Source organism: Streptomyces sp. NPDC012825 (assembly GCF_042900925.1).
Taxonomy (GTDB): domain Bacteria; phylum Actinomycetota; class Actinomycetes; order Streptomycetales; family Streptomycetaceae; genus Streptomyces.
The window spans coordinates 115,543-138,607 of the sequence record NZ_JBIBBZ010000012.1 but is presented as its reverse complement, the minus strand read 5'-3'; the positions used below and the strand labels follow the sequence as shown (position 1 = coordinate 138,607).

Genomic DNA, 23,065 nt, shown 5'->3' with positions numbered 1-23,065 from the left:
CCCCGGAGGCGCGGGCCCCCGACCCCGTACACGCCCGACCCCGACCCCGCTCCCGTACCTCCCCGACCCACCGCTGCGAGGCCTCCATGAGCACCGATCCGCCGACCGACCCGTCCGAGCCGACCCGGCCGACCGAGGGGCCCGCGCCCGCCGAAGGAGCCGCGTTCACCGAAGGGCCCGCGTCCGCCGAGGGGTTCGCGCCGGCCGGGCGTCCGCGCGGTGCCCGCGCGGCGTTCCGCCACTGGCGCCGCACCCGGCCCTTCTGGGCGGCCGTCTGGACCGGGATCGGCGGCTTCGTCATCTTCTTCCTGCCGATGGCCCCCCTCGGCAAGATCCTCCAGGTCGGCGTCGGCGGGATCGCGGGCATGGCGGGCGGGGTCGTCCTCATGGCGATGGCCCTGCTCATCCTGCTGCTGCCGAGCCAGCGCCACACCGCCGGCGTCCTCGCGGTGATCGCGGGCGTCGCCTCCTTCCCGCTGTCGAACCTCGGCGGCCTCTTCGTCGGCATGGTCCTCTCGGTCCTCGGCGGCTCCATGGCCTTCGCCTGGCTCCCCGAGAGGCCCGCCGGACGGACCCGCGGCCTCCTCCGCCGCGACCGGACCACCGCCGAAACCCCCGTACCCCCCGTGCCCGTTGGGAGCGGAACCGCATGAACCACCTCTTCTCCGGCGCCCGTGAGCTGGGCAAGTCGCTCACCCGGATGCGCACGGCCGGCGCCCGCGCCGCCGCCGACTGGAACACCCGGATGCTGGCCGAGGCCGCCGACGACACCCGCCGCGGCACCCGCTGGGGGCGCGGCGCCCTCGCCTTCGTCCCCTCGGCCCTGGCCATCGGCGCCCTCGGCACGGCGCTCGCCCAGGGGGCGCTGGCCGCCAACTTCAGCGTCACCGGGGAGCCCTTCACCCTGACCTCCAACGGCGTCCAGGGCAGCGGCTTCGGCGCCATCGTCAACACCCCCGCCGTCGGACGCCCGGACGGCACCACGACCACCAACACGGCCATGGCACGCGTCGGTTTCGCCAGCGCCGGGCTCGCCGGACTGTGCGGCATCGTCCACCAGAAGATCGCCGGCGTCCCGTACTCGCTGCTCCTGACCGGCGGTCAGAAGGTGACGGCCACCCCGCCCGGCACCTTCACCACCGACATCGACGCCTCCAACCTCTACATCCAGGCCACCGAACTCCAGGCGTACGGCCCCACCACCCTCCAGAACGCGGTGCTCGGCCAGTCCGCCGACCAGGTCGCCGTCGCCGGCAAGCCCCTCACGGGCGCGCTGCCCGGCGGGTTCGGACTCGGCTCGGCCGGCGGCGAGGGCGGCAGCTCCATCAAGCTGCACGGCCTCAACGCCACCGCCTACGACGCGGAGATGGCGGGCGCGCTCGTCCTGCCCGACCTGAAGATCAAGGTCGTTCCCGGATCGGCCACGACGTGCTGAGCCGTGCGCGGGCCGCGTGGACGTGGTTCCGGGCCTTCCGCCGCACCCGCCCCTTCTGGGGCGGGGTGTGGCTGGTCGCCGGGGGCTGGACCGTCCTCAAGTTCTCCCTCAGCTCGCTCCAGTTGATCGTCAGCACGGGCTTCGGGGGGATCGCCGGCTACCTGGTCGGCGGCGGGATGATCCTGTGCGGCCTCATCCCGATGGCGCTGCCCGCCCAGCGGTACACCTTCGGGCTCATCGGCGCGGTCCTCGCCGTCGTCTCGCTCGTCGTCTCCAACCTGGGCGGCTTCCTGCTCGGCATGGCGCTCGGCGTCCTCGGCGGCTCCATGACGGTCGGCTGGGGAGCCAAGCGCCCGCGCCGCGGGACGGTGGCGGGGTGACGGCCCGGCCGGGCGGGACCCGGCAGCGGGCCCTCGCCGTGAGCACCGCCCTGGTGCTCGCCGTCGCCACCGCCGTCTGGTCGGGGCAGCCGGGCAGCGCCGCGGGGGCGCCCGCCGCGGTCCAGCCGCTCGGCGTCCCCTTCCTGCCCTCCCCGGACCCGCTGCGCGTCACCATCGACAGCATGGTCGCCGTCTCGCTGAGCGTCGACAAGGACGTCACCATCCGGCTCTCGGACGGCACGACCCGGACCACCAACAAGTACACCTTCACCAAGCTCAAGATCCGCTCGCACATGAACGTGGTCCAGCGGGCGAACGGCCACACCGTCACCATCGACGTCCCGGACGAGGGCTCGCTCGGCGGCTACGACAGCGCGGGGAAGCCCGAGACGACGACGATGTGGGGGAACATCACCAACGTCTGCGTCCGCGTCCTCCTCAAGATCTGCGGGGTGCAGGGCCTCCTCGACTTCTTCGGCTCCCTCATCCCGCTGACCGCCGGGGCCGAGGACTTCGCCGGGGACATCTACGCCATCCGGACCGTCGACGACCACGCGGCCCTCAACTCCACCGACAACCCCGTCCACCTCCCCGGAACCATCACGGTGACCTCCCCATGAGCCCCGAGAGCCGCAGCGTCCCCGAGGAGGGGCGCACCCACTGGCGCCGGTCCCTCGCCGTCGCCGTGCCCGCGCTGCTCGCCGCCGGCGGCCTCGGGGCCGCCATGGCGAGCGGCGCCCTCGCCGTCGGCCTCCGGATCCAGGACCGGCCCGTCGACTTCACCACCAGCAGCCTGTACGGGACGCAGTACGGCGCCGCCGTCGTCGACCAGGCCGTCGTGCGGCCCGACGGCTCGGCCGGGACCGTGCGGGTGCTCCGCATGGGCTTCGCGGACGGCATGATCAACGGCCTGTGCCTGAGCCAGAAGCAGCAGATCGGCGGAGCCACGTACACCCTGATGCTGACCCTCGGCGACGACAACCCCGGCTCCTGGGAGATCCGGACCAAGAACACCGTCCTCGACCTGAAGAACGCCACCGGCGTCCTCGACATGGACGGCGTCGTCGACCTCAACACCAACGGCGCCGACGTGAAGACCGTCAAGGACTCCTCCGGGGCCTACGTCGACAACCCGCTGAACAGTCCGCAGCACCGCTTCGGCATCCAGGCGCGCTACGCCAAGTTCGACCGGATCGTCGGCACCGCCCAGGACTTCCAGCTCCCCGGCCTCCTCACCACCCCGAAGCTGAAGCTGTCCGTGAAGCCGGGCTCGGTGGCCTGCCCCGCCCCGCCGGCGCCCACCGGGACGCCAGGGACGCCGTGAACGGGGCGGGGCTGCCGGGACGCCGTGAACGGGGCGGGGCTGCCGGGACGCCGTGAGCGGGGTGGGGCGGCCGCCCCCGGGCCGCGGCCGCCCCACCCCGCTCCGTCGCCCCGGACCCCTCAGACCGTCGGCATCGCCATCGTCGCCACCGGGTCCGAGGTCGGGCTGGACGAACCGCCCGCCGGCTCCACGGTGATGCCGATGCCGGCCGAGCGGTTCGCCGGGCCCTCCAGGAGGACCGCCGAGGTCGCCGCGCCCGGCGTCATCAGACCGGCGGGCCGCATCGTCCCGGAGTCGTCGTACCAGAGCTGGTAGACCTTCCCGGGCGGCGGCGCCGGCATCCCCGCCGCGGCGAACACCGCCCGGTCCAGGGACGGGGAGTGGACGAGGGTGCCCACCGCGCCGTCCGCGAGCCGGGCCGTGGAGACCCGGGCGTCGGGCGCGGCGAGGACGGCCGCGACGGCCTCCGCGCGCTCCTCCGCGACGGCCGCGCGCCGGTCGGCCTCCTCGGCCCGCTCGTACTGCCATCCGGCGACCCCGCCGAGCGCGACCAGACCGGCGACCGAGGCGGCGAGCGCCCAGCGGGGCAGTCGCCGCAGACCCCGGAGGCCGCCCGGTGAACGGCCCACGGGCCGGGTGGGCGGCGGGAGTTGGCGGACGTCCGTGATCCGGCGCAGGACCTCGGCGCGCAGGGCCGGGTCGATCGGCTCGGCGACCGCCAGACCGAGGCGCGCGGTGGTCTCGGAGAGCTCGCGCACCTCGTGCGCGCACGGGGCGCACTGGGCGAGGTGCCGTTCGAACGCCTCCCGCTCCTCGTCCGTCTCCAGGGCGTCGAGGACGTAGGCACCGGTCAGCGTGTGCAGCTCGTCGATGGTCGTCACGCCGTCACCCCCAGGCAGTCACGGAGACGGATGAGCCCGTCGCGCATCCGGGTCTTCACGGTCCCCAGCGGGAGCGAGAGCAGCTCCGCGACCTCACGGTAGGTCAGACCGCGGTAGTAGGCCAGGGTCACGGACTGACGCTGGCGCTCGGTGAGACCGCGCAGACAGCGCCGTACCCGCTCGCGGTCCAGCCGGCTCTCCACCTCCTCGGTCACCTCGTCGTACGCGGGACTGTGGTCGAGCAGCGCGACCCGCCGGGCGCGGTCCGACGCGGCCTGTTCGGAGCGCACCCGGTCCACGGCCCGGCGGTGGGCGAGGGTCAGCGCCCAGTTCAGGACGGAACCCCTGTCCGGCCGGTAGCGGGCGGCGGAGCGCCAGAGGTCGACCATCACCTCCTGCGCCACCTCCTCGGACTGCGCGGGATCGCGCAGCACCGAGCGGACCACGCCCAGGACGGGGCCGGACACCCGGTCGAAGACGCCGGCGAAGGCGTCCTGGTCCCCGCGGGCCACCCGGACCATCAGCTCGGGCAGCCCCTCGCTCCGGTCCGGGACCGGATCGCCTCCGACGCGTGCGTGCTCTCTCATCCGCCTGTGCCCTCCTGCGTGGCCTCGGGTCCACCGCTCCTACGGGGGTCTTCGGAGCGGCGGTCCCAGGGGATTGGTCCGGTCTACGAATGGTCCGGCGCGGTCGCCCCCTTCCCGTCCGCCCCGGTCGTCCCCTCCTTCGGGAGGCGGCTCAGCGCACCCGGCCACCACGCCCTCGGGCCGAGGTCGCGGACCAGGGCCGGGACGAGGAGCGACCGGACGACCAGGGTGTCGAGCAGGACGCCGAAGGCCACGATGAACGCGATCTGCACCAGGAACGCCAGCGGGATCACGCCGAGCGCGGCGAAGGTCGCCGCGAGCACCACGCCCGCCGAGGTGATCACGCCGCCGGTCGCGGTCAGGCCGATGCGGACGCCCTCGCGCACCCCGTGGCGCAGGGACTCCTCGCGCACCCGGGACATCAGGAAGATGTTGTAGTCGACCCCGAGCGCCACCAGGAACACGAAACCGTACAACGGCACGGAGGAGTCCGTGCCGGTGAAGCCGAGGACGTGCTCGAAGACGAGCGCCGAGACGCCCAGGGTGGCGGCGAAGTTGAGCGCCACCGTGGCGACCAGGAGCAGCGGCAGCACGAGGGAGCGCAGCAGCGCCACCAGGATCACCAGGATGATCGCCAGGACCACTGGAACGATGAGCGTGCGGTCCCGGGCGGCGGTGCGCTGGGTGTCGTACTGCTGCGCCGTCGAGCCGCCCACCAGGGCGTCGGCCCCGGGGACCGCGTGTACGGCGGTACGGAGCCGGGCGAGGGTCTCCCGCGCCGCGTCGCTGTCGGCGGCGTCGGAGAGGGTGGCGTCGATCCGGACCCGGCCGTCGACCACGAGCGGCCTCCCGGGGGCCGGACGGCCCGTCGCGTCCACCGGGAACGCCGAGTCGACGCCCTCGACGTCCCGCGCGGCGGCGGCCACGCGGGAGGCGGCCCCGGCGTCGGCGACGATCACGGCGGGGTTGCCCGCGCCGCCGGGGAAGTGACGGCCGAGGGTCTCCTGCGCGGCGACGGACGGCGCGTCGTTCACGAAGATCTCGTCGAAGGGGACGCCCCGGGAGTTCAGCGCGGGCGCGAAGGCGGCGCAGGCCAGGAGACCGGCGAGGGTGATCGCCCACACCTTGCGGGGCGAGCGGTCGACCACGGCGGCGATGCGGGTCCAGACGGCGTGGCCGCCCCGGGCGGCCCCGGCGTCCGCGCCCTCCGGGAGCGTCTTCGGGCGGGCCGGCCAGTACGCGGCGCGGCCCGTGAGGACCAGGGCCGCCGGCAGGAAGGTGAGCGCGCTGACCACCGCGCAGACGATGCCGATCGCGCCGACCGGGCCGAGCGCCCGGTTGTTGGACAGGTCGCTCGCGAGCAGGGCGATCAGCGCGAGGGCGACGGTGGCGGCGCTGGCGACGATCGGCTCGAAGGAGCGGCGCAGGGCCTTGCGCATGGCGGCGAACCGGTCCGCGTCGGGAGCGGTGAGCTCCTCCCGGTATCGGGCGGCGAGGAGCAGCGCGTAGTCGGTCGCGGCGCCGATCACCAGGATGGACAGGATGCCCTGCACCTGGCCGTCCACCCGGACCAGGTCGGCGTCGGCGAGCACGTACACGATCGCGCAGGCCAGACCGAGGGCGAACACCGCGCCCAGGATGATCATCAGGGGGAGCAGGACGCTGCGGTAGACGACGAGCAGGATCAGCAGCACCGCGACCAGGGCGACGCCGAGCAGCAGTCCGTCGATGCCGGAGAAGGCGCCGGAGAGGTCGGCCTGGGTGGCGGCGGGGCCCGCGAGCCACACGGTCGTCCCGGGCACCGGGGCCGCCGCCTTCCGCACCTCGTCGAGCGTGTCCGGCAGGGCGTCGCCGAGGTCGGGCCGGAGCGGGACCACGGCCCGCAGCGCCTTCCCGTCCTCGGAGGCCAGGGCGGGGGAGGGCGGCCCGGCGATCCCCGGACGGCCGGAGAGCGCGGCGAGGGCCCGGGTGGCGCCGGCGGCCGAGCCGGGCTCCAGGGTGCCGCCGTCCTTCGCCGTCCACACCACGATCGCGGGCACCGACTCCGAGGTGCGGAAGGCCTTCTGCGCCTCGATGACCTTGGTGGACTCGGCACTGCGGGGCAGGAAGGCCGCCTGGTCGTTGGTGGAGACCTCGCCGAGCCGGCCCGCGAAGGGGCCGAGGCCGCCGCCGACGGCGAGCCAGACGAGGAGGAGGACCAGGGGGACGAGGAAGCGGGTCCTGCGGGAGGCGCGGGGCATCGGGTCTCCGAACTGTGACTTGACCATTAACAATCTCAATGATTGAGAGAAGTGTGTACCACTCCGGGGAGGGCCGGACGCCCGGGTACCCGGAACGGACGATCGGATGCCACGGAACACCGCGTACGCGTGCTCTCGTCGCCCTTCCGCGGTGACGGGCCGTGCGGATGCACCCGTTCGGCGTAAGGGTCGGTGTTTCGCGACGCGTTCGTTCCGCGGGCGCCCGCTCCGCGCCGCGCCCGCCTCAGCGGCGCGGCACGCGCAGGGCGCCCAGCTCGTCGTTCAGGACGTTCAGGAAGCGCAGGGCCACCGCGAGCTCGTCGTCGTCGAACCGGTCCCGCGCGCGTGCCGTCGCCTCCGCGAGCGGCAGGAAGTACCGCCGGGCCGCCGCCCTCGCCCCGTCCTCGTAGCGCACGTACACCACGCGCCGGTCGGCGCTCTCCCGGGACCTGCGGATGTGCCCGGCCCGCTCCAGCCGGTCCAGACAGGCCGTCACCGCGCCGGAGGTGAGCCCGAGGTGCTCCCGGAGCCGCCCCGGCGTCAGCGGCTCGGGGCTGTCCAGGACGACGGCGAGCGCCTGCACGTCCGTGGGGTGCAGCCCCTGCGCCTGGGCGAAGCCGTGCACGAGGCGGTTGATCTCGCCCTGCGTCCGCCGCAGCGCGACGGCGAAACTGTGCAGGTCACCGACGGCGCCCGGCGGGGCGGCGGAAACGTCTCGGTCTTCTTCGCGGGCCACGCGTTCAGCCTATAGACCCTGCCCTCCCGCATCCGTCCGGGCCGCGGAGGAGGAAGACAAAGAGAAGAATCGACGCGGGACCCGCCTCGCGCGGGCCCCGCGCAAGCACGCCCCCGGGACGGAACGGAGCACCCCCGCCATGGCGACGCACCCCAGGGCCACGCCCGACCCGACGGGAGAGGACCCGACGGGAGAACACCCGGCGGCAGAAGACCCGACGCCGGACGGCCCGTCCGGGGCCGGCTCCGGATCCGGGGCCGGTTTCGAGCCCGAGGCCGGTTCCGGTCCCGAGGGCGGTTCCGGGCCCGGCTCCGGCCTCTGTCTGGTGACCGGCGCCGGCGGCTACATCGGCGGCCGGCTCGTCCCCGAGCTGCTCGACGCCGGCCGCCGCGTGCGCTGCCTGGCCCGTACCCCCGCCAACCTCCGCGACTACCCCTGGGCCGACCGGGTCGAGGTCGTCAAGGGCGACGTCACCGACGCGGCGACCCTGAAGCCCGCGTTCGAGGGCGTGGAGGTGGCCTACTACCTGGTGCACTCCCTCGGCTCCGGACACGACTTCGAGGAGACGGACCGGCGCGCGGCCCGGACCTTCGCCGAGGAGGCCCGCGCCGCCGGCGTCCGCCGCATCGTCTACCTGGGCGGCCTCACCCCGCAGGGCGTGCCCGAGCGCGAACTCTCCCCGCACCTGCGGTCCCGCGCCGAGGTCGGGCGCATCCTGCTCGACTCCGGCGTCCCCACGACCGTGCTGCGGGCCGCCGTCGTCATCGGCTCCGGCTCCGCCTCCTTCGAGATGCTCCGCTACCTCACCGAGCGGCTCCCCGTGATGCTGACGCCCAGCTGGGTCAGGACCCACGTCCAGCCCATCGCCGTGCGCGACGTGCTGCGCTACCTCGTCGGCAGCGCGGACATGCCCCCGGACGTCAGCCGGGCCTTCGACGTCGGCGGCCCGGACGTCCTCACGTACCGCGACATGATGATCGAGTACGCGGCGGTCGCCGGACTGCCCAAGCGCCTCATCGTGTCCGTGCCGATGCTCACCCCCGGCCTGTCCAGCCACTGGATCGGCCTGGTCACGCCCGTCCCCGCCGGTCTGGCCCGGCCGCTCGCGGAGTCGCTGCGGTACGAGGTGGTCTGCGCCGAGCACGACATCGCCGCGTACGTCCCCGATCCGCCCGGCGCCCCGATCCCCTTCGGCCGCGCCCTCACCCTCGCCCTCCAGCGGATCCAGGAGGCCAAGGTCACCACCCGGTGGTCCTCCGCCTCGCTGCCCGGCGCGCCCAGCGACCCGCTGCCCACCGACCCCGACTGGGCCGGCGGCAGCCTCTACACCGACGAACGCGAACGGACCGTCGACGCCCCGCCGGAGACCCTCTGGAAGGTCGTCGAGGGGATCGGCGGCGAGAACGGCTGGTACTCCTTCCCGGTGGCCTGGGCCGTGCGCGGCTGGCTCGACCGGCTCGTCGGCGGCGTGGGCCTGCGCCGGGGCCGCCGCGACGCCCAGCGGCTCCGGGTCGGCGACGCGCTCGACTTCTGGCGGGTCGAGGAGATCGAGCGGGGCGGCCTGCTCCGGCTGCGCGCCGAGATGCGGCTCCCCGGGCTCGCCTGGCTGGAGATGCGCTCCGAACGCGACGAGGAGGGGCGGACCCGCTACCGCCAGCGCGCCCTGTTCCACCCGCGCGGACTCGCCGGGCAGGTGTACTGGTGGAGCGTGGCGCCGTTCCACGCCGTCGTCTTCGGCGGCATGGCGCGGAACATCGCCCGCACGGCGGAGCGGGCGGCGGCGGCCGACAGGACCGCGTCGCCGGGGGGCACGTCCGCGCCGCCCGCCCGCGCCGACGACGTACCGGCCCACGCGGGGGAGGCACCGCCGCGCGCCTGAGGCCCGTGTCCCGGGGGCCCGCCGGTCTGCCGGGGTGCGCCGTCTCCGTGCGGACGGGCTTTCCCGGGCACGCCGGTCCGTCCCGGGCGCGCCGCCGCGGGCTCGTCGGGGCGCGTCGATTCCGCCGGTCCGCCCGGGGCGCGCCGTCTCCGGGGCCCGCCTCCGGCACGCCGTCCCCGCCACCGCTCCGCCGGAGCGGGCCGTTTCCGTCGCCTGCCCCCCGGGGCGCGACCGGTCCCGCGCGGAGCACCCCCGCATCCGTACGCCGGACGCAGGGAGAAAAGGGACGGCACGGCCACGACACGGCCGCACCACAGCCGCAGTCCACCGGGCGTCCTGCCCCCGCGGGCGCCGTCCCGGTGGCCGAACCCCAGGAACAGGCGCCATGACCGTCTCCGTCGTCCTCTTCACCTCCGACCTCCGGCTGTACGACCACCCGCCCCTGCGCGCCGCCGTGGAGGCGTCGGACGAGGTCGTCCCGCTGTTCGTCCGGGACCCCGCCGTCGACCGGGCCGGCTTCGCCGCCCCCAACCGGCTCGCCTTCCTCGCCGACTGCCTGGCCGACCTCGACGCCGGGCTGCGGCAGCGCGGCGGGCGGCTCGTCGTGCGCGCGGGCGACACCGTGGCCGAAGTGTGCGGCGTGGTGCGGCGGTCCGACGCCGACGAGGTCCACATGGCCGCCGACCACTCCTCCTTCGCCCGCGCCCGCGAGGCACGGCTGCGGGACGCCCTGGAGTCCGACGGGCGCCGCCTCTACGTGCACGACGCCGTGACCACCGTCGTGCCGCCCGGCGACGTCACCCCGCAGGGCTCCGACCACTTCGCGGTCTTCACCCCGTACTTCCGCCGCTGGTCGGGCGAACAGCTCCGGACGCCCCTGGCGGCCCCCCGGGCGGTACGGGTGCCGAGCGGCCTGCGCTCCGAAGGACCGCCCTCGCGCGCCTCCGTGGCGGGCGTGTCCGAGGGCCTCGCGAAGGGCGGCGAGACCACGGCCCGGCGCAGGCTCGGCGCCTGGCTGTCCCGGCACGCCGACGCCTACGGGACGGGCCACGACGACCTCGCCGGCGACACCACCTCGCGCCTCTCCCCGTACCTCCACTTCGGCGCGCTCTCGGCCACCGAGGCCGTCCACCGGGCCCGCGCCCGGGGCGGTCCGGGCGCCGAGGCCTTCGTACGGCAGCTGTGCTGGCGGGACTTCCACCGCCAGATGCTCTCCGCGCGCCCCGGAACCGCCGTCGAGGACTACCGGCCCCGGCACGACCGCTGGCGGCGGGGCGCGGAAGCCGAGGCGGACCTGCGGGCCTGGCAGGAGGGCCGCACCGGCTACCCCGTGGTGGACGCGGCCCTGCGCCAACTCGCCCACGAGGGCTGGATGCACAACAGGGGCCGGCTGCTCACCGCCTCCTTCCTCACCAAGACGCTCTACCTCGACTGGCGGGAGGGCGCCCGGCACTTCCTCCGCCTCCTCGTGGACGGCGACCTCGCCAACAACCAGCTCAACTGGCAGTGGGTGGCCGGGACCGGGGCCGACAGCCGGCCGAACAAGGTCCTCAACCCCGTCGCCCAGGGGAGGCGTTACGACCCCGACGGCGCCTACGTCCGCCGCTGGGTGCCCGAACTCGCCGCCCTGCCCGGCGCCTCGGTCCACGAGCCCTGGAAGCGGAAGGACCGGGACGGGGCCGCGCGCGACTACCCCGAGCCGCTCGTCGCCCTCGCCGACGGCGCCGCCCGCTTCCGGCACGGGCGGGGCCTGGACTAGGGCCTGTCCGGCGGATCATGGCCGGGGCCGCGGCATCCGGCACGGCACCTCGCCGCGTTGCCGAAACGTCCCGACAGCTCCGCTATCGGGCCGCTCCGGCGCCTTGCGATGCTTCCCCCAGGCCCTTGCGGGCCTGGGGAGACCCCATGCACCAGACGCCGCGTCCTACCCGACCCTGACCCACCGGACAGGCCCTGGGCCGGGAACGACGCGCCGGAAGCGGGAAGACGACGCACAAACGATGCGAGTTGTTCCACCTCGCCCCCCGGCCGGAGGCTGGGTGAGCCGGGGGCACGGAGCCCCAGCGAGGAGGAGCTTCGCCATGAACGCAGCCCGTACAGCCGTCCGCGACCCCGCCTCCGCGAACGAGCCGGCCGCCTCCGACCGTCCCGCGGACCCCCGCCCGGACGGCGGAGCGACCCTCCCCGCCGCGCTCACCGACGCGGAGGTCGGCCGGGGGCTCGTCCGGGGCGACGAACACTGCCTCGTCCTCGCCCACCACCGCTGGGCGCGCCTCGTGCACACCCTGGCCTCCCGCGCCCTGGGCGACCCGCGCGAGGCGGAGGACGTCACCCAGCAGGTCTTCCTCGCCGCCTGGCGCGGCCGCGCCGGATACCGCCCCGAGCGCGGCTCCGTACCCGCCTGGCTCGTCGGCATCACCCGGCGGAAGATCGCCGACGCCCTCACCGCCCGCACCCGCAGGCTCGACCTCGTCGTCGCCGCCGGAGCCGTCCTGCCCCCGTCCGACGGCACCGGGGAGGGGCCCGACCACGTCCTCGACCGGATCGTGGTCACCCGCGAACTCGCCCGCCTGCCGCGCGTCCAGCGCGACGTCCTGGCCCTCGCGTTCTTCGGGGACCTGACGCAGACGCAGATCGCCCACCGGACGGGCCTGCCCCTCGGCACCGTCAAGAGCCACGCGCGCCGGGGCCTCCAGCGGATGCGCCGCAGCCTCGCCGTCGCCGAGACGGCCACCGGCAGGATGGCCACGGCGTGAACGCGCTCCGGAGGACCTGACGTTCTATGCCCCGCCCCAACCCCGCCCCGTACGGAGGCCGCGGGCCGGGCCCGGCCCGCTCCGGACGGCCGCCCGTCCGGCGTCCGAAACGCCCCGGCGACCGCCCCTTCCGGTGGGGCCCGTACCTGACACCCCGTGGGACCTGGCAGACTGCGGGCCTCACGGTCGCCTTCCCCTCGTCACGAGCGGACCGCTCGTCCCGGGAAGCGGCAAGCGACTTCTGGAGGCCCCTATGGCGCAGCGCCCCGGACACGCGGCCCACAAGGCCCGCGCGAGCGGGTTCTCCCCCCGGCCCGCGCCCCACCGCGCGGACGGGACGGCCGCGCGGTGAACGTCTGCCGTACCCGGCGCGCCGAGACCGGCGCCCTCCTCGTCCGCAGCGCCCCCGCCGCGCCCACCGCGGCCGTCCTGCTCCTCCACGGCGGCCGCGCCGACGGGCCCGAACCGCCGCCCGCCCTCAACCTCCCCGCGCTGCGGATGCGCCCCTTCGCCGCCGCCGTGACCCGTGCCGTCCGGGGCCGGAGCGTCCTCGTCGCCGAGGTCCGCTACCGCCACCGGGGCTGGAACGGAGCGCGCGCCGACGCCGCACGGGACGCCGAGACCGCCCTGGACGCCCTCCGGGAGCGGATCGGGCCCGTGCCCGTCGTCCTCCTCGGCCACTCCATGGGCGGCCGCGCCGCCCTCCGCGCCGCCGGCGACCCGGCCGTGCGCGGGGTCGTGGCCCTCGCGCCCTGGTGCCCGTCCGGCGAGCCCGTCGAGCACCTCGGCGGCCGGCGCCTCTACCTGCTCCACGACGAGACCGACCGCGTCACCTCCGCCCGCGAGTCCTGGGACTTCGTCCGCAGGGCCAGGGCGGCGGGAGCCGACGCGGTGGGCATCCCGATGCGGATCGGCGGCCACGCCATGCTCCGGGGCGCGGACCTCTGGCACCGCAGGGCGGCCGAACTCACGGCGGCGCTGCTGTCGCACGGCTGAGGGCCACGAGGTCTCCGGGCCCCGTCACACCGGGGGAGCGGCCCGTACCCCCGCGTGCTGGGAGAGCGCGTCGAGTGCCTCCCGCAGGCCGCCCGGGCGCAGCATCCCCTGCCCCGGGCCCCGGCCCGCCCAGCCGGGGCCGGCCAGGAGGAGGAGCGGACGCGTCCGCGCCCCCTTCACGCCGAACGAGCTCCCGGCGACGTGCCGGGCGAGGGCGTGGTTCGCGGTGGAGCGTGCCTGCGACCAGAGCACGACCGCGGCCGGGCCCATGCGCCGCACGGCGGCGTCGAGCGCCTCGGCGGGGACGGCCGCGCCGAACATCCGGGTCGGCAGACCGCGCTCGGAGAGCCCCGCCGCCAGCGCCTCCAGCGGCAGGGTGTGCTGCTCGCCGGGCACACAGGCCAGGAGCACCGGCGGCACGTCGGCCACGGAGCCGTGTCCGGCGGGCGCGACCTGCCGGAGCGCGGTCGACACGTGCCAGGACAGCAGGTGCTCCACCTCGACGTAACGGTCCCCGGACGACTCCCACTTGCGCCCCACCGCGTGCAGGGTCGGGGCCATCACCTCCTCCCAGGCGGTGACGAGCCCGTGGTCCGCGACGGCGTCCCGGAGCAGGACGTCCAGGGCGGGGCCGTCGAGCCGCACGGCGGCCCGCGCGAGCCCCCGGCACTCCCGCCGCACGTCCCCGAGCGGAAGCCCGTTGCCGGACCCGGGCTGCCGGGCCGGCCCCGGCGCTTCGGGCCGGTCCCGGTGCGGCTCCTCGGAGTGGTCACGGTGCCGCTCCTCGGGACGGCTCCGGCGCGGTCCTTCGGGGCGGTTCCCGTGCGCTCCTTCGCGGCCGCCGGGGTACGGCCCTTCCGGACGGTCGGGGTACGGCTCCGGCTCCGTGGACCGGGCCCGCGTCCCCGGAGCCCCGCCGGGAGCCGCGCCGGGGTCCTCCGCCCCGGTCCTGGCGGCCCGCGCGATCCGCGCCGCCTCGGCCGGAGGGGCGCCCGAGGCCGTCAGCCGGCACATCTCCTCCAGCATCGAGACGTCCTCCGGGGCCCAGCGCCGGTGCCGTCCGTCCTGGCGGGCGGCGGGGCCCATCCCGTACCGCCGGTCCCACGAGCGCAGGGTGGTCGGGGACACCCCGAGGCGCCGCGCCACCGTTCCGGTGGTGAGGCCGTACGTCGCCGATTCGGTCATGGGACCAGGTTACGACGCACAACCGATGCGAGTACGGCTCAGGCGACGGATCCGGTGCGTTCGGCGGCCAGCAGTCCCGCGCAGGCCTCCCGGGTCGCCCGGTGCACGGCGCGGGCGAGCCGCGCGCCCCAGAGCGAGCGGGGCCCGGCGAACGGCTCGGCGAACGGCTCGGCGAACGGCTCCGTCGGTCCGGCGAACGGTTCCGCCCCCTCCCCGCCGGGGAAGGGCGCGGCCACGCAGACGGCGTCCGTCGGTGTGCCGGAGGCGTCGGCGCCCAGCTCGACCAGGGCCTGCGTCTTCGCCTCGGTGGCGGTGGCCACGGCGTTCACGAGGGCCGCGTCCGTCAGGGGCACCGGCAGCGACACGACGATGTTGATCGTCCCGGGACGCGGGACCGCGACCCCGCCGACGCCCGGGGCGGCGGCCCAGCCCCGTACCCCGATCCCGGCCGTGACCACGGCGTGCGCGCCGCCGTCCACCGCGTGGCGCCGGTCCGCGACCGAGGCCGCCGTCATGAGGCCCACGCCCGGACCGGACAGCCCGGCGCCCGAGGCGAGTTCACGGAGGTGGGCGACGGGGTCGAGCCGGTCGTAACCGGGCGGCACCTGGGCGTTGACCACCCACTCCCGCGCGCCGATGCCCCCGCCGAGCACCGCGCTCGACACCATCCGCACGCCCGGCCCCGGGACCCAGACGAGGAGCGGCCACTCCCGCCCCTGTTCCGTGTGGGCGAGGAGGGCGGCGTCGGCGAGGGACGGGCGGGCGGGGAGGGTCCGGGGAAGCACCCCACACCCTAACGCGCGGCCCTTTTCTCACTCGAACGGGTGAAAGCTTTTTTGGGACCCATCCGATCGGCGGCCGGCGCCGAATGACTCGTGACAGCAGGGCCGGAAGCGAACGATTCGCCGCGGACGGCCCGGACGGACCACCGCCCTCCTCACCGGGAGGCAGTGCCATCTCCCCATATACGTGCGCAGTTGTCTACGCATCCGGACCAAAGAGGTTTTCTCCCATGACCACTTCCCGTATCCGCCGCACCGCCGTCGCCGTCGCCGCCGCGGCCGTCCTGCCCTTCTCCCTGGCGGCCTGCTCGGACTCCGGCAAGGACGAGGCGTCCGGCGCCGGGGCCCCGGCCTCCAGCTCCGCCGCCGCGGAGAACTCCTCGGCCCCCGCCGACTCGGAGATGACCCCCGACGGTCCGTTCGGTCCGGCCTGTGCCGGCGTGCCCAAGGAGGGCGCCGGTTCGTTCGACGGCATGGCGAAGGACCCCGTGGCCACGGCCGCCTCGAACAACCCGGCCCTGTCCACCCTGGTGACCGCCGTCAAGAAGGCCGGCCTGGTCGACACCCTCAACAACGCCCAGAACATCACCGTGTTCGCGCCCACCAACGACGCCTTCGCGAAGATCCCGAAGGCCGACCTGGACAAGGTCCTGGCCGACAAGGACATGCTCACCAAGGTCCTCACGTACCACGTGGTGGGGGAGAAGCTGGCCCCGAAGCAGCTGGAGAACGGCTCCTTCGAGACCCTCCAGAAGGGCATGATCACCACGAAGGGCTCGGGCGAGGAGTACACGGTCAACGACTCCTCGAAGGTCGTCTGCGGCAACGTCCCCACGGCCAACGCCACGGTCTACATCGTCGACACCGTCCTCATGCCCAAGTAGGCGACGGGCGCGGGTCCCGCGGCGGGAGCGGCCGCGGGACGGACGGGACGGGACCGGCTCGAACGGCTCCGGTCCGCACGGGACCGGTCCGCACGAATCCGGTCCGCACGGCTCCGGTCCGCACGGGACCGGGTCCCGCGTGCCGCACACCCGAAGGGCACCCCTGCGCGGGGCCACCGGAATTAGGGGGCCGGTGGCCCCGTTCCCGTGCCCCGCTCCCGGACCCGTGCCGGAGGCGTGGACCCGCCACGCGGACGGAGTGACGCCGGCCCGCCGGACTCGTTTGCCGGGCATGCCCTCACGTCACGCCGTCCCCGGCGCCGCCATATCCGGATCCGCCCACCGCCCCGCCCGCGAGGCCGCCGAGGCCGCGCTCGTCGAGCACTACCCCGCGCTCGTACGGCTCGCCTACCTCGTCCTGCCGCCCTCGCTCGGCAGACACCGCCGCGTCCTCACCGCCCACGCCCTCGTCCAGAACTCCCTGGCGGAGGCGACCGGCCGAGCAGGGCCCGAGAAGCTCCGGCCGGAGAAGCCCCGGTCCGAGAGGTCTCGCCCGGAAAAGCCCCGGATCGGAACTCCTCGCCCCGGAGCCCCCCGGACCGGAACCCTCCGGCCCGAGACACCACCCGCCGGGTCCCCCCTGCCCGGCCAACGCGCCGGCGAGCGCCCCGCGCACGCGTGGCTGCGGGCGACCGTCGTCCGCGCCGCACTCCGCCCGCCGCGCCGCCTCACACGCCGCTTCCCGGTCCGGCTGCCCCTCGTCCTCGGTCTGCGGCTCTTCCCCCGGGCCGGGGGAACCGACGAACTCGCCCTCGACCGCGCCCTGGCCGAAGCCGCCCCCGAGACACGGGCCGCGCTCGCCCTGCGGACCCTCGAAGGCCTCCCCGCCGACGCGACCGCCCGGCTCCTCGCCTCGGCGGACGTCACGGACCCCGCCGCCGCCCTCCGCGCCGCCGAACGGATCGGCTCGGCGTCCGGCACCGACGTCGAGACGCTCCTCCGCAGCGCCGAGTTCGACCCGTGCACCGTCCACACCCGCCCCACCGACCTCCTGCGCCGCCGTCGGCACACCCGGCTCGCCGCCCTCACCGGTGCGGTGCTGCTCGTCACGGCGGGCGTCGCCGTCACCGCCGGGATCCGCGCCGGGACGGAACCGGAACCGGTCGCCTCCCCGTCCGCCCCCGCCCGGGCCTTCGACCCCGCCGCGCTCCCGCGCACGCCCGCCGACCGCTGGGCCGACACCTCGCGCGTCGACCTCACCGCCTGGCCCGCGCGCGGCGCCGGGACCGGGGACACGGCCCTGCTCCGGCGGGCCCTGGACACCTGGACCCGGGGCGCCGCGCGCGGAGTCCGGCCGACCACCACACCGGGCACGTCCACCGCACCGCCCGCCGAACCGCCCCGGCTCCTCTACGCGGGCACGGTCGACGGCACGGCGGTCGTGCTCCTGCACGACGGACGCCGACTCGCCCGGTACGCCGAACCCCGCGACGGACGCGGGCCCGCCGCCCTCGACCTCGCGCGGGCCGACGACGCCGACGTCACCACCGGCGCCGCCGTGGCCCTCACCCGCACCGCCGGACGGGCGCGGTACCTCCTCGCGCCCTGGATCGCCGAGGCCGGGGTACGGGACCTCGGCGCGCCCGGCACCCCCGCCCGCCCCCTGGACGTCGCTCCGGACGGCGTGACCGGACCCGTCCCGTACGACGCCTCGTACGTCCCGGCGGCGGCGGGCCCGCCGGGGCGCGCGCCCGGCGCGTGCGCGGGCGTGACCGCGCTCCAGCTCCGCTCCTCGCCCCGGATCGTCGAGGACCACGCCTTCCTCCTCGTGGACCTCGGGGAGCCCACCCCCGCGCACCTCACGTGGACGCCTCCGCCGGGCGCGGACGCCCCGGCCCGCGCGCCGCGCGAGGCGACCGGCGCGCGCGGGCTCGCGGCCTGGGAGCGTTCGGCCTGCTCCCTGGCGGCGCTGCGCGGCACCGGGGTCCGGTCGGTCAACCGCTGGGAGTACGCCGAACAGCCCCTGCCCGAGCGGGCGGGCCGGGCCCTGTGGGTCTGCTCCCGCGCGGACACCTGGGAGGGGAGCGGCCGGGCGACCGTCTCCTTCGAGGCGCCCGGCGGCCCCGCGCCCCGGACCGTGGCGGGGCTTCGGGACACGGCGGCGTGCAGCCGCTTCGGCCAGGACGTCCTCGCGGGCACGTACTGGACGGCCCGCTCGGGCACCCGGTACCTGCTCGCGGCCGGCAGCCGCCGGCTGACCGGCGTCACCGCCGGGGGAGCCGTCACCGCCACCGCGCGCGGCCCGCTCCTGGCGGCCAGGGCCACCACCGAAGGGCCGGTACGACTCACGGGCCGGCTGACCGACGGCTCGGAGCTCCCGGGGCTCACCGGCTCTCCGGGACCCACCGGCTCTCCGGGGCTCACCGGCTCTCCAGGACCCACCGGCTCTCCGTGAGCTCCCGGTCGCCGGCCGCGTCAGGGTTCCAGGACCTCCACGTGGTCGGCGACCGCCACCACCAGGACGCGCGCGCCGGGCCCGACGGTCCGCCAGCGGTGGCGCACCCCGCCGGACATCAGCAGGGTGTCCCCGCGTCCGAGGCGGTGGACCCGGCCCTCCGCCTCGACCTCCACCGCGCCGTCCGCGACGTACAGCAGCTCGTCGTTGCGGTGCAGGAACTCGCGGTCCGCGTCGTGCTCGCCGGTGAACTCCAGGGCGTGCACCTGGTGGCGGCCCCGGACCACCGGCCGCACCCGCGCGCCGTCCCGCAGACCGCTGTCGTCGTCGGCGCGGACGACGTCCACCGTGCGGGACTCGTCCGAGGCGGCCAGCAGCTGCACGGCGGTCGTGTCGAGCGCGTCGGCGATCCGCTGGAGCGACCGCATGCTCGGGCGGGCCCGGTCGTTCTCGATCTGGCTGAGGAAGGGCGAGGAGAGCCCGCTGCGCTCCGCCACCCCGGCCAGGGTGAGGTCGAGGGACCGCCGCCGACGGCGCACGGCCGCGCCCACCCGGGGCGCGCCCCCCTCTCCGTCCCGCTTCTCTCCTCCGCGCGGCGCGCTCGCCCCCATCGTCGTCCCCGTCCCTCTCCGCCCGGTGGTGTCCGCCGCGATCCTCGCCGCTCCCGGCACCCTACGCGGCCGCCGTGACGGGACCCGGGCACGGTTTAGCACTCCCGACACACGCCCGTCACATGACGCCTCTAGTTTCAAAGGCAGTTGCTCCAGTCAAAGAAAGTTTGACGAAGGAGCCCCGCAGCCGATCCGGAACGCAGGAGCGCCGCCATGCCCACGATCGACCAGAACTCCCGCCGCCGACGGCCGACCGGTCTCCTCGCCCTGGACGAGACCGCCGCCTACGACGGCCACACCCTCTACGCCCCGCTCACCGGCAGCGGCGAGGTGTACCTCGTCGACCTGCGCGGCGAGACCGTCCACCGGTGGGACCTGCCGTACCGCCCCGGCCGCCACGCCCGTCTCCTCACCGACGGCACCCTCGCCTACAACGGCGTCCTGCCCGGCGAGGACGCCCTGTTCCCGATGTGGCACAAGTACCGGGGCGGCGTCATGCTCCACGCGGCCCCCGACGGCACGGTGCTGCGCGAGCACCGCGACCCCCTCCAGCACCACGACGCCCATCACCTCGACGACGGCCGGATCCTCTACACCGGCCTCGAACCGCTCCGGGGCGCCGACGCCGAGGCCGTACGCGGCGGGGTGCCCGGCTCCGAGGCCGACGGCGGCACCGTCTGGGCCGACACCATCCGGGAGATCGGCCCCGACGGCGAACTCCTCTGGTCCTGGAACGCGTCCGAGCACCTCGACCGCGACGCGTACCCGCTGCACGAGGCGTACGCCCGCGAGCACTGGCCCCTGATCAACAGCGTCACCCCGCTCCGCGACGGCAACGTCCTCGCCAGCCTGCGCAGCGTCTCGGCCGTCGTCGTCATCAGCCGCGAGACCGGCGAGATCCTGTGGCGCAGCGCCCCCGGCACCACCAGCCAGCAGCACGCCCCGACCGAGCTCGACGACGGCCGGTTCCTCGTCTTCGACAACGGCGTCTTCCGGCCGCACCACGACGTCCCGTACTCCCGCGTCGTCGAGATCGACCGGGAGAGCGGCGAGATCGCGTGGGAGTACCACGACCCGGCCCGCGAGTTCTTCTTCGCCCCGTTCATGGGCTCCGCGCAGCGGCTCCCCAACGGCAACACCCTCGTCACCGACTCCCCGTCCGGCCGGCTCTTCGAGGTGACGAAGGACGGCTACCTGTGCTGGGAGTACGTCGTCCCGCACTTCGCCGGATACCGGGAGGACGAGGTCCGCGGCCTCTTCCCGTCCGAGCCCAACGCCGTCTTCCGCGCCTACCGCTACGCGGCCGCCGACATCCCGTGGCTGGGGGCCGGCTCGTGACCCCGACCGCCGCTCCCGCGCAGCCCGCCGCGTCCGACGTCGCCCCGGTCGACGTCCGCGTCCCGGCGCGCCGGCTCCTGCCGCTCGCCGCGCAGCACGTCCTGGCGATGATCGCCGCGCCCGTCTCCACCGTCTTCCTCACCGCCGGCACCCTGCGCCTCGCGCCCGGCGCGACGGCCTCGCTGCTCAGCGCCGTCCTGGTGCTGTGCGGGGCGGGCGCCCTGCTCCAGTCCCTCGGCGTGTGGCGGATCGGTGCCCGGCTGCCGTTCGTCATGCTGCCCGGCGGTGCCGCCACCGCCCTCTTCCTCCAGATCGCCCAGGACCACGGCACGCCCACCGCCGCCGGCTCCGTCCTCCTCGCGGCGGCGCTGCTCATCGCCGTACTCCCGCTCTACGCGCGCGTGGTCCGGCTCTTCCCGCCGCTCGTCATGGGCGTCACCGTCCTGCTCATCGGCATCGCGATGATCCGGGTCGCCGCCCGGCTCGTCACCGGACCCGACGGCGCGGGCGAACCCCGCGCCGTCCTCCTGGCGGGCCTCACCGTCGCCGCCACCGTCGGCGCGTACGTCCTGCTGCGCGGGGTCTGGCGGCAGACCGCGATCCTCACCGGCATGGCGAGCGGCGTCCTGCTCGCCGTCGTCACCGGCCTCGGCAGCTTCACGCCCGCGCCCGGCAGCGGCTTCTCGCTGCCCGCCCTCCTGCCGTACGGCACACCGCGGTTCGACGTCCTCGCCGCCCTCCCGCTGCTCGTCTTCAGCCTCACCACCCTGGCCGAGATCACCGGCCAGACCGTGCTGAACAGCGAGACCGTCGGCCGGGTCCCCGACCCCGGCAAGGACGTCCCCCGCGTCGCCCGCGCCGACGCCCTCGTCTCCCTCGTGGGCGGCCTGTTCGGCACGTCCCTGATGGTGACCAGCGCCGAGAACATCGGCATCGGCCGGCTCACCGGGGTCCGCAGCCGCTTCGTCACCGCCGCGGCCGGGGCGCTCCTCGTCGGCATCGGCCTGGCGACCCCCGTCTCCCGCGCCCTCGCCGGCATCCCGGAGGCGGTCGTCGGCGGCTCCTCGCTCGTCGTCTACGCGGTGATCGCCGTGATGGGCGTCGAGATGCTCCGCCGCGCCGACCTCTCCGGCGCCGGTACGAGCTCCATGACCGCCGCCCTGGCCCTCGCGGCCGGTCTGCTCCCGCTCCTTACCCCGGGCCTGTACGACGGCTTCCCCGGCTGGGCCCGCACGATCCTGGGCAGCGGCGTCGTCGCCGGCACCCTGACCGCCGTCCTCCTGACCGCCCTCCTCGGCCGGTTCGAGGGCCGGCGCGAGAGCGGCTCCGAGGGGCGGGACGGGCCGTCGCGACCGGTTCGCGCGAAGACGGGGGAGCCGGAACCCCGTGCCCCCGAATGACGGAACCCGTCTCGGAGGAGTGCATGTCGCGCTGCAATCATGGCAAGAAACATGTAACTTCCTGACTCTCTTTGCGCTAGAGTTGCGTTCGTGACGCGACGACTTGCTCTGGTGGCGAAAAAAGTGGGAGTCAGCGAGGCCACGGTCAGCCGAGTCCTCAACGGCAAGCCGGGGGTCTCGGAGGCCACCCGCCAGTCCGTGCTCAGCGCACTGGACGTCCTCGGCTACGAGCGCCCCACGCAGCTGCGCGGAGAGCGGGCCCGGCTGGTGGGCCTGGTCCTGCCGGAGCTGCAGAACCCCATCTTCCCGGCCTTCGCCGAGGTCATCGGCGGTTCCCTCGCGCAGCAGGGCCTCACGCCGGTGCTCTGCACGCAGACCAAGGGCGGGGTCTCCGAGGCCGATTACGTCGACCTCCTCCTCCAGCAGCAGGTCTCCGGGGTGATCTTCGCCGGAGGTCTCTTCGCGCAGGCCGACGCGCCGCACGAGCACTACCGGCAGTTGGCGGAGCGCAACATCCCCGTCGTCCTCGTCAACGCGCCCATCGAGGAGCTCGACTTCCCGTGCGTCTCCTGTGACGACATCGCCGCCGTGGAGCAGGCCTGGCGCCACCTCTCCTCGCTGGGACACGAACGCATCGGCCTGGTCCTCGGCCCCGAGGACCACATCCCCTCGCGCCGGAAGCTGACCGCGGCGCGGACGGCCGCCACGGCGGCCGGGACGGAGCTGGCGGAGGAGTTCGTGGAGCGCTCGATGTTCTCGCTCGAAGGGGGACAGGCGGCCGCGGGCCGGCTGTGGGACCGGGGGGTGACCGGGGTCATCTGCGCGAGCGACCCGCTGGCCCTGGGTGCCATCAGGGCCGCCCGCAGGCGCGGACTCACCGTTCCCACCGACGTGTCCGTGCTCGGCTTCGACGACTCGGCCTTTATGAACTGCACCGAGCCGCCGCTGTCGACGGTGCGGCAGCCGATCGAGGCCATGGGGCGCGCCGCCGTCGACCTCCTGTGCGCCCAGATCCAGGGGACGCAGGCGCACCCCGGCGAGCTGCTCTTCGAGCCGGAGCTCGTGGTGCGGGGCTCGACCGCGCCGCCGTCCGGCACCTGATCCGCCCCCGCCCGAGGGCCAGACCTGATGGTCTGGCCCTTTTTCGCGCGCCCGGACACGGGGAGGCCCCGCCGCCCCCCCGTCCGCCCCCGTGG

Annotated in this window: 21 protein-coding genes; 14 read left to right on the top strand and 7 right to left on the bottom strand. The window is 75.7% G+C overall.

Annotation, left to right across the window (positions count from 1 at the left end):
• The first annotated feature begins 86 nt into the window (after nucleotides 1–86).
• Genes ACFY7E_RS23625 through ACFY7E_RS23605 form a run of 5 tightly spaced genes read left to right on the top strand, consistent with a single transcriptional unit; the run spans nucleotide 87 to nucleotide 3,139 of the window.
• Nucleotides 87–653: a DUF6114 domain-containing protein gene (locus ACFY7E_RS23625; protein ID WP_389487853.1), complete on the top strand. Its 567-nt coding sequence runs from the start codon at nucleotides 87–89 to the stop codon at nucleotides 651–653.
• Entirely contained in the window at nucleotides 650–1,435 is a 786-nt protein-coding gene (locus tag ACFY7E_RS23620; RefSeq protein WP_389487851.1) for a DUF6230 family protein, read from the top strand. Before ACFY7E_RS23625 ends, ACFY7E_RS23620 begins: the two co-directional genes overlap by 4 nt.
• Nucleotides 1,429–1,815, top strand: coding sequence for a DUF6114 domain-containing protein (locus ACFY7E_RS23615; protein WP_389487849.1), 387 nt, complete (start codon nucleotides 1,429–1,431; stop codon nucleotides 1,813–1,815). Before ACFY7E_RS23620 ends, ACFY7E_RS23615 begins: the two co-directional genes overlap by 7 nt.
• Nucleotides 1,812–2,435, top strand: coding sequence for a hypothetical protein (locus ACFY7E_RS23610; RefSeq protein ID WP_389487847.1), 624 nt, complete (start codon nucleotides 1,812–1,814; stop codon nucleotides 2,433–2,435). Before ACFY7E_RS23615 ends, ACFY7E_RS23610 begins: the two co-directional genes overlap by 4 nt.
• Complete coding sequence (locus tag ACFY7E_RS23605) at nucleotides 2,432–3,139, top strand: DUF6230 family protein (RefSeq protein ID WP_389487845.1); 708 nt, start codon at nucleotides 2,432–2,434, stop codon at nucleotides 3,137–3,139. The genes ACFY7E_RS23610 and ACFY7E_RS23605 overlap by 4 nt, the downstream gene beginning before the upstream one ends.
• Before the next feature lie 119 nt (nucleotides 3,140–3,258).
• Here ACFY7E_RS23605 and ACFY7E_RS23600 read toward each other — a convergent pair whose 3' ends face one another.
• The 4 genes from ACFY7E_RS23600 to ACFY7E_RS23585 all read right to left on the bottom strand — a co-directional run bounded on the left by ACFY7E_RS23600 (nucleotide 3,259) and on the right by ACFY7E_RS23585 (nucleotide 7,583).
• Nucleotides 3,259–4,020, bottom strand: coding sequence for an anti-sigma factor domain-containing protein (locus tag ACFY7E_RS23600; protein ID WP_389487843.1), 762 nt, complete (start codon nucleotides 4,018–4,020; stop codon nucleotides 3,259–3,261).
• Entirely contained in the window at nucleotides 4,017–4,607 is a 591-nt protein-coding gene (locus ACFY7E_RS23595; protein ID WP_383439578.1) for a sigma-70 family RNA polymerase sigma factor, read from the bottom strand. The genes ACFY7E_RS23600 and ACFY7E_RS23595 overlap by 4 nt, the downstream gene beginning before the upstream one ends.
• 83 nt (nucleotides 4,608–4,690) lie before the next feature.
• Complete coding sequence (locus ACFY7E_RS23590) at nucleotides 4,691–6,847, bottom strand: MMPL family transporter (RefSeq protein WP_389487910.1); 2,157 nt, start codon at nucleotides 6,845–6,847, stop codon at nucleotides 4,691–4,693.
• 244 nt (nucleotides 6,848–7,091) lie between these two features.
• Nucleotides 7,092–7,583 (bottom strand): MarR family winged helix-turn-helix transcriptional regulator, encoded by a 492-nt coding sequence (locus ACFY7E_RS23585; protein ID WP_389487841.1) that lies wholly within the window; start codon nucleotides 7,581–7,583, stop codon nucleotides 7,092–7,094.
• A 139-nt stretch (nucleotides 7,584–7,722) separates the two neighbouring features.
• On the opposite strand from ACFY7E_RS23585, the gene ACFY7E_RS23580 reads away from it, so the two are divergent.
• From ACFY7E_RS23580 to ACFY7E_RS23565, 4 genes are all read left to right on the top strand, one after another.
• Nucleotides 7,723–9,462, top strand: coding sequence for an SDR family oxidoreductase (locus ACFY7E_RS23580; RefSeq protein ID WP_389487839.1), 1,740 nt, complete (start codon nucleotides 7,723–7,725; stop codon nucleotides 9,460–9,462).
• A 385-nt stretch (nucleotides 9,463–9,847) separates the two neighbouring features.
• The gene (locus tag ACFY7E_RS23575; RefSeq protein ID WP_389487837.1) at nucleotides 9,848–11,221 is read left to right on the top strand and encodes a cryptochrome/photolyase family protein; all 1,374 of its coding nucleotides are present in this window, start codon (nucleotides 9,848–9,850) and stop codon (nucleotides 11,219–11,221) included.
• Between the two features lie 322 nt (nucleotides 11,222–11,543).
• Nucleotides 11,544–12,218, top strand: a complete 675-nt coding sequence (locus ACFY7E_RS23570; RefSeq protein ID WP_389487835.1) for a sigma-70 family RNA polymerase sigma factor — start codon at nucleotides 11,544–11,546, stop codon at nucleotides 12,216–12,218.
• Between the two features lie 348 nt (nucleotides 12,219–12,566).
• Nucleotides 12,567–13,214 carry an alpha/beta fold hydrolase gene (locus ACFY7E_RS23565; protein ID WP_383439613.1) on the top strand — a complete coding sequence of 216 codons (648 nt, stop codon included), beginning with the start codon at nucleotides 12,567–12,569 and terminating at the stop codon, nucleotides 13,212–13,214.
• 24 nt (nucleotides 13,215–13,238) lie between these two features.
• Here ACFY7E_RS23565 and ACFY7E_RS23560 read toward each other — a convergent pair whose 3' ends face one another.
• Together ACFY7E_RS23560 and ACFY7E_RS23555 are read right to left on the bottom strand one after the other, a co-directional pair.
• A complete protein-coding gene (locus ACFY7E_RS23560) occupies nucleotides 13,239–14,399 on the bottom strand; it encodes a MerR family transcriptional regulator (RefSeq protein ID WP_389487832.1) in 1,161 nt (386 codons plus the stop codon).
• A gap of 38 nt (nucleotides 14,400–14,437) precedes the next feature.
• Complete coding sequence (locus tag ACFY7E_RS23555) at nucleotides 14,438–15,184, bottom strand: adenosylcobinamide amidohydrolase (protein WP_389487830.1); 747 nt, start codon at nucleotides 15,182–15,184, stop codon at nucleotides 14,438–14,440.
• A gap of 227 nt (nucleotides 15,185–15,411) precedes the next feature.
• On the opposite strand from ACFY7E_RS23555, the gene ACFY7E_RS23550 reads away from it, so the two are divergent.
• Both ACFY7E_RS23550 and ACFY7E_RS23545 read left to right on the top strand, forming a co-directional pair.
• A complete protein-coding gene (locus ACFY7E_RS23550; protein ID WP_389487828.1) occupies nucleotides 15,412–16,065 on the top strand; it encodes a fasciclin domain-containing protein in 654 nt (217 codons plus the stop codon).
• Between the two features lie 292 nt (nucleotides 16,066–16,357).
• A complete protein-coding gene (locus tag ACFY7E_RS23545) occupies nucleotides 16,358–18,520 on the top strand; it encodes a hypothetical protein (RefSeq protein WP_389487826.1) in 2,163 nt (720 codons plus the stop codon).
• 20 nt (nucleotides 18,521–18,540) lie between these two features.
• Here the strand turns inward: ACFY7E_RS23545 and ACFY7E_RS23540 are convergent, their stop codons facing one another.
• Nucleotides 18,541–19,131, bottom strand: a complete 591-nt coding sequence (locus tag ACFY7E_RS23540; protein ID WP_389487824.1) for a helix-turn-helix domain-containing protein — start codon at nucleotides 19,129–19,131, stop codon at nucleotides 18,541–18,543.
• A 213-nt stretch (nucleotides 19,132–19,344) separates the two neighbouring features.
• Between ACFY7E_RS23540 and ACFY7E_RS23535 the strand changes: the two genes are divergently transcribed.
• From ACFY7E_RS23535 to ACFY7E_RS23525, 3 genes are all read left to right on the top strand, one after another.
• The gene (locus ACFY7E_RS23535; protein ID WP_389487822.1) at nucleotides 19,345–20,469 is read left to right on the top strand and encodes an aryl-sulfate sulfotransferase; all 1,125 of its coding nucleotides are present in this window, start codon (nucleotides 19,345–19,347) and stop codon (nucleotides 20,467–20,469) included.
• Entirely contained in the window at nucleotides 20,466–21,869 is a 1,404-nt protein-coding gene (locus tag ACFY7E_RS23530) for a uracil-xanthine permease family protein (RefSeq protein WP_389487820.1), read from the top strand. Before ACFY7E_RS23535 ends, ACFY7E_RS23530 begins: the two co-directional genes overlap by 4 nt.
• A gap of 90 nt (nucleotides 21,870–21,959) precedes the next feature.
• Nucleotides 21,960–22,970: a LacI family DNA-binding transcriptional regulator gene (locus ACFY7E_RS23525; protein ID WP_389487818.1), complete on the top strand. Its 1,011-nt coding sequence runs from the start codon at nucleotides 21,960–21,962 to the stop codon at nucleotides 22,968–22,970.
• The last annotated feature ends 95 nt before the right edge of the window (nucleotides 22,971–23,065 follow it).